The 11,824-nt window shown below is 44.2% G+C and carries 8 protein-coding genes; 6 read left to right on the forward strand and 2 right to left on the reverse strand.

Annotated features, from left to right (window positions below; translation table 11 throughout):
* The first annotated feature begins 331 nt into the window (after window positions 1-331).
* Together ACFG4S_RS13175 and ACFG4S_RS13180 are read left to right on the forward strand one after the other, a co-directional pair.
* On the forward strand, window positions 332-535 hold the full coding sequence (locus ACFG4S_RS13175) for a hypothetical protein (protein ID WP_392535226.1): 204 nt from the start codon (window positions 332-334) through the stop codon (window positions 533-535).
* Between the two features lie 55 nt (window positions 536-590).
* Window positions 591-1,808: a cupin domain-containing protein gene (locus ACFG4S_RS13180; RefSeq protein ID WP_392535227.1), complete on the forward strand. Its 1,218-nt coding sequence runs from the start codon at window positions 591-593 to the stop codon at window positions 1,806-1,808.
* Between the two features lie 342 nt (window positions 1,809-2,150).
* Here ACFG4S_RS13180 and ACFG4S_RS13185 read toward each other — a convergent pair whose 3' ends face one another.
* Both ACFG4S_RS13185 and ACFG4S_RS13190 read right to left on the reverse strand, forming a co-directional pair.
* Window positions 2,151-4,787 (reverse strand): tryptophan halogenase family protein, encoded by a 2,637-nt coding sequence (locus ACFG4S_RS13185; RefSeq protein WP_392535228.1) that lies wholly within the window; start codon window positions 4,785-4,787, stop codon window positions 2,151-2,153.
* The gene (locus tag ACFG4S_RS13190) at window positions 4,772-6,274 is read right to left on the reverse strand and encodes a tryptophan 7-halogenase (protein ID WP_392535229.1); all 1,503 of its coding nucleotides are present in this window, start codon (window positions 6,272-6,274) and stop codon (window positions 4,772-4,774) included. Before ACFG4S_RS13190 ends, ACFG4S_RS13185 begins: the two co-directional genes overlap by 16 nt.
* Before the next feature lie 378 nt (window positions 6,275-6,652).
* Here ACFG4S_RS13190 and ACFG4S_RS13195 point away from each other — a divergent pair, with 378 nt between their 5' ends.
* From ACFG4S_RS13195 to ACFG4S_RS13210, 4 genes are all read left to right on the forward strand, one after another.
* A complete protein-coding gene (locus tag ACFG4S_RS13195) occupies window positions 6,653-8,422 on the forward strand; it encodes an MBL fold metallo-hydrolase (protein WP_392535230.1) in 1,770 nt (589 codons plus the stop codon).
* Window positions 8,422-10,734 (forward strand): lantibiotic dehydratase, encoded by a 2,313-nt coding sequence (locus ACFG4S_RS13200; RefSeq protein ID WP_392535231.1) that lies wholly within the window; start codon window positions 8,422-8,424, stop codon window positions 10,732-10,734. The genes ACFG4S_RS13195 and ACFG4S_RS13200 overlap by 1 nt, the downstream gene beginning before the upstream one ends.
* Window positions 10,735-11,010: 276 nt before the next feature.
* Window positions 11,011-11,316, forward strand: coding sequence for a type II toxin-antitoxin system HicB family antitoxin (locus ACFG4S_RS13205; protein WP_392535232.1), 306 nt, complete (start codon window positions 11,011-11,013; stop codon window positions 11,314-11,316).
* Complete coding sequence (locus ACFG4S_RS13210; protein WP_392535233.1) at window positions 11,316-11,729, forward strand: type II toxin-antitoxin system VapC family toxin; 414 nt, start codon at window positions 11,316-11,318, stop codon at window positions 11,727-11,729. Before ACFG4S_RS13205 ends, ACFG4S_RS13210 begins: the two co-directional genes overlap by 1 nt.
* The last annotated feature ends 95 nt before the right edge of the window (window positions 11,730-11,824 follow it).

Genomic DNA, 11,824 nt, shown 5'->3' on the forward strand with positions numbered 1-11,824 from the left:
CGCTTTCACGTTTTCGTGTTTCGCGCACTTTGTAGCAGCTTCCGCCTTGACGTTATAAGAAACAAACTGGTGTTATACCAATTCTTTATGAAGCTGCATAGAATTTGATCCCCCCTAACCCCCCTTATTAAGGGGGGGAACCAAAAAAATATCTATCAAAGTCCCCCTTTTGAAGGGAGATTTAGGGGGATCGAGATATCTGCAACTTCACATTAAACTTGGTATTACAGCATATTCCCTTAAATAGAATCCGCTTTTGAGGCAAAGCAATGCGGTGCTTAAACAATAAATGTGGCTTTCATTGGTAAAGAGTACTGTGAAATACTTAACTATGTCTGTTTTACTAACCCAGCTCGTCGAAAATGAACAGGATTTAGCAGACTATTCTGAAAAAATTTTGCGTGGGATTGCTTATAAATATGGTAATAATAGCCATGAGTATCAGATGGCTGGAGGTACTCGTAAAAGCGATGTCTCCGACCGGCTACGCCAAGGCAAGCGTGCTGTGCGTCAAACCATAGTTTTGCCGAAGTAAGATTCAAAATTCAAAATTAAAGAAATTTTCATCCATTTTCTAGGGAACTCCAAAAATGTTTAGCACTAACTTTGATTTTGAGAAATTAATTCAACCTATCGATACCGTAACTTTCTTTAAAGAATACTGGGAGCGGCAGTGCCTTGTTGTTTCACGAAAAGAAACAGATTACTATTCAGGTCTGTTTTCCATGAACGATGTTGACTCGCTCATTCGCTTTAGTGGCATTCGCTATTCTGACTTTAATGTATCGAAAGTGGCAGATGATTTGTCCAATCAAGCGAATAAATTAGGGGGGAAAGGCTCTATCGATCCCAATGCATCTCCTAGTATTTATCAATTTTATGATGCCTATAATCAAGGCAATACCTTGTGTATATTTCATCTGCAACAGCATTGGGAAGCGATCGCCACACTTTGCAGAAATCTGGAAAAATATCTCAATCATCCAGCAAATGTCAATCTTTACTTGACCCCTAAAACTGCTCAAGGATTTCCTCCCCACTTTGATACACATGATGTTTTTGTTCTTCAGCTTTCGGGAACTAAACTCTGGCGTACCTATGATTCCTACTGGGATTTGCCAATGCTAGAAGATGCTCGACGATTACCACAAGAAGTATTACGGGATCAACTGAAGGCTCCTAATCATGAAGTTGAACTCAAGCCAGGCGATATGTTATATATCCCGCGTGGTTTTGTGCATGAAGCCAAGACGCTGGATACTTCCTCACTTCATATCACCGTCGGTATCCCTGTTTATCGCTGGATTGACCTGATTCAGGAAGCTCTCACATCAATAGTGCAGCAAAATGTCGAATTTCGCAAAGCAGTTCCCGTTAGCTTTGTGCATGAGGATGATGCCAGGATGCAGACAAAAAATCAATTGAAAGATTTACTCAAAACCTTTGCTAATAGCGTCGATATTGATGATGCGGTTGAACGACTGACTATTAAATTCATTGGCTCACTGTCTCCACTCGCAGATAGCCATTTCAGTAAATTGGACGAGTTGCAACAGATTGACTTGGATACCTATGTTATCAAACGCCAAGGAATGATTTGTACAACTGTCAGGAAAGGGGATGTGGTGATGATTCAATTTCCCCAAAACAGAGTTGAAGGACCAGCATACGTTGAGCCAGCTTTCCGCTTCATTGTTGAGTCGGAAGCCGCATTTGCGATCAAATCGTTGCCCGATTTTGCCAGCGACAATAGCAAGATCGTGTTAGTACGCCGTTTGCTTAAAGAAGGATTGTTAACGATTGTTTGAAAAGAAAATAGTCAAGGACTTACGCTATTGCATTAGACTTCTTGCAGAAGTGGGGAAAAGGGTAAGGGGTAAAGGGAAAAGGGCTAATAAAAACCCTTTTCCCTTTAACATGCATCCCTTTCCCCCCTCTTGCAAAAGTTACTTTTGCAAGAGGTCTATTAGTTCTGAAGGGTAAAAAAGTTCGTAGTAAGGACTTTAGTCCTGGATTTTTAAGCACTGAAGTGCTTACTACAAACTCAGAAATACAGCGTCCTCATATCAACCCCCTAACTTTAGTTATGAAGTTCCCTTTTCCCTTTCCCCTTTAACCTTTTCCCTACCCGAAGGGTTTGACATATACCACTACGCAGGAAGCCAAGTGTGTAACCAACTATCTCGGCGCTTTGCAAAGTCGTAAAGCAAATCTTGCCGTTTCTCGCGCAAGCAGGAGAGGGCTTGATGCTGGGGCATCGCAGTACTAGCCAGCCCTTTGAGGATTGCGAGTTGGCGTTGCCAAGTGGCTAAATCTTCCACGGGTTCCACAAAGCGGGCGGATACCTGTTGCCCAGCTAATAATGTGTCATAGGAGTGATCGTCAGAGAAAAACTCTGGTGGATGCAGTGTATAAAACAGCGAATTTCGATAAGATAAGGGCGCCCGCTCGTTAAACAATGCTAATCGCTCTGCTGCGCCAGAGATATCTGTGTCTCTATTGGCTGCTTGCCAGAAGGGAGTAGATAAACGGTGATTGAACTTGTAGTGAATTCCGAGAAACCAACGCAGAGCATCCCAACGATCGCTAATTTTGCGGTTAAGTACAGATTTCACGCCCTCATCTTGCTTTGATGCTGGAAAGTTGGTAAGTAGGAGTTCCAATTCGAGAACGATCATGTGGATGGCTGTGGATTCTAAGGGTTCGACAAACCCATAAGAATTACCGATCGCCACAACGTTGCCTTTCCAAAAATGCTCATGCCGCCCGGAACGAAACTTCACAAGCCAAGGATCGCCCATCCCCGGATTTTTGCCACGCATTTCCTCTAGGGCTCGATCGGCACTACAAAATGCTGAAGAAAACACATACCCCCGATGATCGGCATCCTCAAAAGGAATATTCCAACACCAACCATTGTTCATGGTTTCGGCGAGAGTGTAAGGTTTAATAGTGCCATTATGAGGGACGGTAGCAGCGATCGCTCGATCGGTGCTGAGGGTATCTTGGTAACTCACGAATTTGGAGCCAAGTTTTTGCTCTAGCAACATCGAGCGAAAGCCGGAACAATCAATATATAAATCGTAAGTTAGTTTACGCCCATCCTCTGTAATTAGATGGCTAATACTTTCACCATCGGCAGATATCTGGGCATCAGAAATTTGCACATCAATATGCTGTATCCCGGCAGCGATCGCTTCCTCTCGTAGATAACGAACAAACCGCCGATTATCGAGGTGATACGCCCAGCGAATCTGGTGAAGTAGAGACAACGGAGTACCATCGCCTCGATCAAAAATGGGAGCGCGATCGCCACTCATCAGCATTGCCCCTAATGACTGATTGTTCAGCGTTGAATCATAGAGAAGCGATTCTAGCAAGCGTCCGCGCTGAAAAGGAAACGTAAATTCATAATCACCGGGCAGTCCCCACTGGAACTTAATCCCCAATTTCCATGTCGGAAGCACGCGCTGATAAAAATCAACGATGTCTAGCCCTAAAAAGCGGGGACTATGGAGAAACTTAACGAGTTCTGGAGTCGTTGCCTCGCCCACACCAATCACCGGGATAGCACTCGATTCTAGCAAAGTTACCTTGATGTCTGGTCTGAGAGCGCGAAAGGCTAAAGCCGTGAGATAACCAGCCGTTCCGCCACCCAAAATGCCTACTGTTTGGTAAGGATCGGCGGCTGCACGGATTGCAGCATTGGGTGAGTTCGGCCAGATCCGACCGATTTCTTGGGCAGCCGCAGCGATCGCACTTCGTTGCAGCACTCCCAACGGTTCATCTAATTGCGATGTACACTGCTGACATTCACCACTAGGAAGCAGCCGCTTGACGGTGCAATCGCCTTGCCGATTAATTTTCACAACGCTGGTGGCGCGAGTTGGCGTTAAGTTCAAACCTAAAATGGAAATCGCTTCTTCAAGACAAACCTGCGCTATGGAGGGCAAAAGTGGACTATCTGCCTGGGCAAGGATGGGGGTTGACAGTTGCGGCAAAATATCCTGTAAAACCGGTGGAATAGCTTCCAAGGTGATGACTCGACAACCAAAACAAGCGGTTCCTTGAATCACTGTTGGGCCGATGAGTGCTGTTTCTGGGGAAGCAGTAACAAATAAACACGGTGTGCCACTAGCTAGGGCTGACTTGTTGACATCGAATAAGGCTTGATAGGGTACACCTTCCAAAGCACAGATTACAAAGTCGAATTTTTGAAAGAGTTCACATAGTCCAGAAACACTCACAGCGTCTAGACTATTTTCAGACACTTTGAAAGAGCCATTGAGAAGTATCCTTTCTTGCTGGAGAGCGAGAAATTCTGGCGTTTGACAGGAAGCAAAATCTGTGAATGAGAAAGTGCGGTGATTTTGAAAACCATTCGTAGTAAAGGTTTGATTGAGAGTATCGAGTAACTGGTGATTGCCTAAAATAGCGATCGCCTTTTGGCGTACTTGCTCAGGGACGATTGGCAATTCCGAGTCATAATTTGGGGGTGCAGTTTCAGTTACTACTTCCTCTAAGACATGCAGCTGACTTAAAGCCAAGACAATCTCATGTAAGTAGTTGCGATCGTAAGAATTTGTAAGTTCAGCATAAATTGCCTCAAGCGATCGCACCCCATCGATCGGTGTCAACAGTTCCCGAATGGTGCTGGGGCTAATGCCTTCGAGTGCGAACACTTCGTTACCTACCCAGCTACAAACCTCACCCGTCTCACTGAGGATTAAATGGGCATTGGGGTTAACGCGAGGCACCTGGGGAATAGTATTTATGAAGTCAGCCATTGACATTTTCTTTCTTTAACAACCTGAATTGCCTCATGAATTGATAAGGCGTTAGTACACTGCTTCTTGAAATAGTTTTGGATTTGTCGCCAATGATCTAAATCCCAGATGTCATTGTGGCTTTGATACTTCGTAGCCACTCTTTGACCCATGAGCAGATTCAGATAACCGTTGTATCCAAAAACACTATTGGGACGGAGCAGAATTTGACCAAGGCTTGATGGACCATTGTGTTGAAAAAAGTCTACTATTGCTTCGGCATCACCAATATCAGTTTGATGCCAGCAGTGTTGCCAGAATTCTGATTCTACTCGGTGATTGAATTTAAAGTGAATCGATAAAAAATCACGAATATCATCCCACTTTTGGGCGATCGCTCGATTCGCAAGATTAATTAAGGCTGGGGTGGGTTGCTGGTCTGAATCAATCAACACATCGCACACACATTTAATGGTTTCGCCAATCATGTGTAATCCTGTTGATTCTAGAGGTTCTACGAAACCGGAAGCGTTGCCCACAGCGACTACATTATTTACCCAAAATCGTTGATGTCGCCCTGACTTAAACCTAATAAGACTATGCTGATCGCTCATCAGAGGATTGTGACGTTTCATCTCTTGCAGAGCATCATTATCATTGATAAAAGCGGATGAATATACATAGCCACGGTTGACTTTATCCGGCAAATCAATTTGCCAACACCATCCACTCTGCATGGTTTGGGCAGTTGTGAAGGGGTTGATTACATCATCTCGCATCCATGTGCCTGTGACAGCAGAATCGCAAAACAAGCTACTGGCAAAACTACAAAAGGGTTCTTGCAGAATCTCTCCTAGCAAAGCCGAGCGAAAACCAGAACAATCGACGAATAGATCGCCAGCTAGCATTGTGCCATCATCAAACTTTAGTTGGCGAATATAGCCATTTTCGACGACTTCAATATTGACAACAGGTTTATCAATAATTTTGATATCAATTTCTGCCGCTCTTCTTTCTAAATAAGAAACGAAACTAACATTTTCAATATGGTAGCCAAAGCGTTCATCAACTACGAAATCCCCATTTTCTCTCCGGAAGCAAGGCGACTTGTACTGCTCCATCAACAGTGAATAAAGGCTGGATTCAGTTGTGGAATCAAGACAATAGTAAGCAGTGCTTTTGCTCAAAACACTGAGTTTATCTGCCAGATGAGTCACAAAAGGATAGTTGAAGTGAGACTGACTAGAATCTCCCCAAATAAACTTAATTCCTAGTTTCCAAATAGGTTGTGTCTCTTCATAGAATTGCTCTCGATTTAATTCTAGATACTTATGCAGAAACCAAGGTATCCAAGCGGTAGTCGCTTCACCCACTCCAATAATCGGAATGGTTGTGGAATGGACGACGACCACGTTCAAAGCTGGCATCTTCACCTTTAACGCTAAGGCAGAAAGAAATCCAGCACTCCCTCCGCCAAAAACTACAACATTGTGTATTGTCTTTTCCACACCGATGACTCAAAAATGTTAATGAAACTATAGCGCTTTCGGGTTGAGTTCAATACAGACCTAACCCCCTATAGGCTACCGTGTATACACAAGTCCAATTACCCCCCTTAATCCCCCCTTAGAAAGGGGGGAAACAGGAATCTAGTTCCCTCCCCAATACATACGGGGAGGGTTAGGGTGGGGTAAAACTGACGCGAAAACCAGTCTAAATCTCAGTAATGCTCTCTATTACAGTATGCAAGCGTAATGGAATTTAGGAATTATTTGCTACCAATCTTAGCAATTGATATTTAGTTCTTAACTTCTTTAAACATTTCCATCTTTTGCTGTTTAAATCAGCTAGGATTTTTTGACAGTACAGCTACGGAAACAATTTTCATGCGTGTCACTATCTGTGGTCATGCTGCTTTATACATCGAAACTACGGATCAACGCATCTTGCTCGATCCATGCTTTTCGGATACACTCGTCGGGGGCACGCTTACGTACTATCCTGGTCGGGTATTTGAGTTAGACAAATTGCCAAACTTAACAGCTTTGGTGGTAACTCATGGACACTTCGATCACTTTCATCTAGAAACGCTTCAGAAACTACCGCGCGAACTGCCCGTAATTACTGCGGATGAACCGGCATTAGTCGAGCAGTTGCAAAAGATTGGGTTCTCAAAAATAATTATCTGTCAGCCTTGGCAAGCGATCGCTCTTGGACAAACTTACTTGCTCCCAACGCCTTCAGACCACGAAGAACCGGAGTTTGGGCTGTTAGTTCGAGATGCAACTGGCACATTTTGGCACATGGCAGATGCAGAAGTGACGGCGGAAATTGGCGAACGAATCACCCAAGAATATGGTGCGATCGATCTAATTTCAACCAAGTATCAACCAGTAGTACGTGCCAGTATGGGCTATCAGCACGGTATGGGAGCAACTTTCGACAGGCAAGGGGTAGTTAGTTGGTTGGAAGCTGCCTGTGCTTGCAACCCTGCGTTGGTTTTCCCTTACGCTTCCGGTCTGTGCTTTAGTGGTCGCCACGCCTGGTTTAACCGCTATGCCTTTCCCTTAAGTTCAGAGGAAACAGTTCGCTTGTTGCAACGTCGGCTTGGTTCCTCAGAGCGAGCAATAACGGTGCGTCCTGGTGATGCGATCGAGCTGCGATCTGGGCAGTCCCCACAGCGACATCAACAGTCATCCGATTTTGTTCGGGCAAAGCCATCTCCTCAGTTGCGTTGGGAACCAATCGATATCAGCACTCTTACGGGATTGTCCACACCTGAAGAGCGGCTTACTTTGCAACAAAAACTGGATACATTGCTGGCAGGATCTTTTATTTCGTGGCTTAAACAAAAGGTCAAACAAGCTGATAGTAGTTGGGCTAGTTTCCCTGCCGAGCAGGTTGTTTGGCAGTTGGTGGTTCATGCTGGACATGGAGAACGGCTAAATTATGCCATTGATTTTCGCTTACAGGATTTTTTCGTATTAGCAGGTGAGCATCCTGAAGCAAACTTCTTTACCCACATCGCCGGACAAGCTCTTGACGATGTAATGACGGGTAAAATGCCAGGGCTAATTTTTTGGCTGGCGGGTGAGGCTCGTAGTTATGAAAAGGTCATTTGTGTACGCAATAATCGTTTCGAGTCCCCTAAGTGGCCCGAAACACCCGAAGATTTCCCATCAGACCCACTTACTTACTATCTCCGTCATTTTGGCACTGGAGAAACTTCTCTCGTTCAGCCGGAATTGGCTGATGGTGAGTTGGAGAAGGCATCAAATTCCCCCGAAAGTACCGATGATATTCAGATTCTCACCCGCTTAGGTGAGAACGAAGAAGTAATGAGTAAAAAAGTCCTACTGGCTTATTTAGCAGTTCAAGAAGCAGAGCGTTTGGGGCTGAAGATTTCTGATGCGGAAATTCAAACAATGTCTGACTCCTTTCGAGAGCAGTTTAATTTGCTCGATGGCGAAGATACAGAGCAATGGTTAAAAGAAGCAGGATTGAGTCTTGAGGGATACTCAGCCGTGATGCGAGATTTCACCGCAGTACTGAAGTTGGAGCAACATTACACTAAGGCGATCGCGCCACTGCTCACCAATCATCGCCGCGTGGCTACAGCGAGATATACCCGTTCACGACGGGATATCAATGATTGATGAATCATCCCAGCAAACAATTTGAGCTTGCCCCTGTTGGTATCTTGCGGGCTGCTGCTTGGCCAATCGAGACTATTCAAAGTTTTGGTAATCAAGAACTTGCAAGCCTAGCGTTAGCAGCCAGCCGTACAAACGATGCTCATATCTGGAAAGAATATGCGATCGCCTATCAGCAGGTGCATGAAGACAATCGCCAGCAGCTTTGGCAGATGACGGCAGCAGACTCATGGTTTATGAAAGCGCTACTGTTATCTAATCCGGCGCTCGTCACGGAGGTGCAGCGTGTAGCTTTCCAAAGGCAGGGAAAACGGACAAAAAAAATTCGCCATCTGGAGACGGCGCTGTATCGTTACCTAGCACGGGCTGCGGGACGAACAACACCTTATGGTTTATGGGCTGGTGTCAGTTTAGTCGAGTTTACCAAGACGGCGCAGCATAATCTGGCAGAAGCTCAGTATTCATTTACACCTGACCTCCGTCCTTTTCAAACAATATTGCGATCGCTAGCTCAACGTTCGATTTATCGTCAACGTGCAAGTTGGCGATTGAATCCTACCTTGAAGCGACAAGCAGATGGTTCCTGGCGCTTTTGGGGACGCACTCCAGATGGGTTAGTTGAGCAGCGGGAAATCGAGTCTCAGGAAATTGTAGACATCCTTTTGGAAGAGCTGACCAAATTGGATCTAGGGACATTAGACGAACTAGCCAAAACAGTGGCAGCCTCACCTCGCTGGAACCATACAGCCGGAATACAGGATATTCTGTATCTCTTCATTGATGGAGGTGTGCTTTTAGGCGGACTTGACCTGCCCCAGCGATTTGAAAATTCTTGGGAAGCATTAGCAGTTGTGGCAGAGAAGCTGATTGAGCCGGATCGCGGTCTTTGGAACAGTGCGATCCAAAAACTGCATTCCCTTTGCGATACTCTGGCGGCAAAGCTTGATTTGATATCTCTGGATGCACTTGCGAACGATCTACAACAAGCAAAGACCTATATTCAAGAACTCGCCCAAGCCCTTGGTGTTTCACTCCTCCAGTTATCCGATTTAGTGTTGCACTGTGATTTAGGGCTACCGTTTCGCATTGGCATCGATGAGGCGCAGCAAAACATTTTGCTGCAAACACTGGCAGACTATGAACGCTGCTGGATTCAGGGTGCAAGTCCAGCTTCGGCAATGCGGATGGCATTTCGTGAGCGGCTGAAACAGGAATTTGCCGAGGGTATTGCACTTGGCGATCTCAAATCTACCCTGGTTTCTGAAATGAGAACAGCTCATTGCCATCCTGAAGTTATCACTCGGTTGGAGGCGTGGGAGCGATCGCTATCGCAAAATCAAGAGGTAGTCGTTCTCGAATCCAGCAGTAATTCGCCAAAGTCCGCTCTGTCCACAGCTCCTTTCGGTTGTTTGTTCGCAGGTGTATTTGAGTCTTTCCAACTGGTAGTTCACGGGATTAGTGACGATCCGGTGCCAATCTTTGCCCGATTTCAAGACTTATTCAATGGAAATAATTTATTATATTCTTGGTTTCAACAGAGGCTTTACTGTTTAGCAAGCCAACATCAAATTCAGGTTGCAGAATTACAAAGTCCCTTTGAGCCAAACCCAAATGTCTTAGCTCGTCCCAATTTTAATATTCTTCCTATTGAGTTGTGGGGCGCGAGTAAAGATAGTTTATCCCTAGTCGATGCAAAAATCTTTCTAGATCCCAAAACACAGCTGCCCTTTTTAAAACTGCGATCGGCTTCGCCTAACCCTGTTGCAGTGTTTTGGTTTTCTATGGCTGCGGTTAATGCCCGTGACCCCATCTCTGAGCAGCTACTTTGGACTACTTTTCAAGATAACCCGATGGCAATCTTTCGCGCTGCTACAGTGCCGATGCCGATTGAACTGACTGTACCTCGTTTCACTCCTCGTATTCAGCTGCCAAAAGAAGCGATCGTCCGTCCTCGGCGGACAGTTTTGAGTGGGCAAGTTTTAGCAGAACTCGCCCAATTGACTGGAATAGAGCGCTTTGCCAGATGGCACCAATTAGCTGCTGAGTATGGCTGGCCGATACTGCTCAATCTGCAAATAGAGGATAAGCCTTCACTGCTTTTACATCGGGATAGCCCTTTAGCTCTGGAGTCTTTTTTCAAAAAGGACTTACATAAACACACGCGATGGCTAATTGTAGAAGAGTTAGTCAATCAACCTTGGCTGGTTGACGCTAAAGGGCAGCATTATATGGCAGAACTTGCTTTACCCTTTGCCCGTACTGAACATGGGTGGTCGCTACGTAGAGATGAAATAATTTTAGATTTTCAATTTTGAATTTTATGAAAACAAGCTTGATACACTACACCCTAAACAGCGCAACATGAAACCATCAAATTTACGTACCAAACTTCTGACAGAAATCAATCTCATTCCCCAAGAAAAGCTGGAATAAGTATATAATTTATTCATTATTTTCGAGTTGGTGTAGAAGCATCTCAAGGTACATCCGAAAAAATTATACAGTTTGCAGGTTGTTGGGATGATATGTTGGATGAAACTTTTTCCGACTTCAATAAAAAAATAATCGCACGTCGCTAAAGAGAAACAATTATGCAGTACCAAATTTTTATTCAAAGTCAAGAAAATAACTTTGTGGCATCAGTGGTTGGTATGCCCAATGTAATGGTTGAAGCAAATACAGAACAAGAAGCAATTGCAAAGGTTAAAACGGCTTTAGAAACGCAATTAGCAACAGGTAAGCTTGTAACTATTGAAGTTAATCCTAAAGAACTACCTCACCCAGAAATAACTCAGATGAAATATGCAGGAATATTTGCTAACGATCCAACATTTGATGATTTCATGGATAAAATAGCTGCTATTCGCAAAGAATCAAATGCAATGCTAGATGAGTGATGATTTATATTTTAGATACAGACCACTTGAGTCTTTATGGACGAAATCACCCCATCTTAATTCCAAAACTATTAGCAGCGAAAACACAACTAACAACAACCGCAATTAATGTTGAAGAACAATTAAGAGGTCGTTTGGCTCAAGTTGCTGATGCCAAAGAGAGAGTTTTGCAATCAAATGCTTATCAGCGATTAGTTGAAACAGTCATACTACTATCTGAATTTAATGTCCTTCAGTATGATGAAAAATCTCAAGGCATTTATCAAAACTTCAGAGCGCAACGTATTCGTATTGGAACTCAAGATTTACGTATCGCTTCAATAGTTCTTGCGAATAAAGGAATTCTCTTAACCAGAAATTTGCGAGATTTTGAGAAAGTTCCTGGACTGAATATAGAAGATTGGTCGATTTAGCCATTGATTTGAGAATACCTATAGGAATCCGGTGTGATTTCTGAAAAAATCTAAGTAGGGTGTGTTAGGAAGAAGTCAGGATTCATATAATATCT

Source organism: Nostoc sp. C117 (genome assembly GCF_043099735.1).
Lineage (GTDB): Bacteria > Cyanobacteriota > Cyanobacteriia > Cyanobacteriales > Nostocaceae > Nostoc.

Bases quoted from the DNA above. Each gene is read 5' to 3' on its own strand.
- ACFG4S_RS13175 (WP_392535226.1), top strand. From the start codon at position 332: ATGTCTGTTTTACTAACCCAGCTCGTCGAAAATGAACAGGATTTAGCA.
- ACFG4S_RS13180 (WP_392535227.1), top strand. From the start codon at position 591: ATGTTTAGCACTAACTTTGATTTTGAGAAATTAATTCAACCTATCGAT.
- ACFG4S_RS13185 (WP_392535228.1), bottom strand. From the start codon at position 4,787: ATGGCTGACTTCATAAATACTATTCCCCAGGTGCCTCGCGTTAACCCC.
- ACFG4S_RS13195 (WP_392535230.1), top strand. From the start codon at position 6,653: ATGCGTGTCACTATCTGTGGTCATGCTGCTTTATACATCGAAACTACG.
- ACFG4S_RS13200 (WP_392535231.1), top strand. From the start codon at position 8,422: ATGAATCATCCCAGCAAACAATTTGAGCTTGCCCCTGTTGGTATCTTG.
- ACFG4S_RS13205 (WP_392535232.1), top strand. From the start codon at position 11,011: ATGCAGTACCAAATTTTTATTCAAAGTCAAGAAAATAACTTTGTGGCA.
- ACFG4S_RS13210 (WP_392535233.1), top strand. From the start codon at position 11,316: ATGATTTATATTTTAGATACAGACCACTTGAGTCTTTATGGACGAAAT.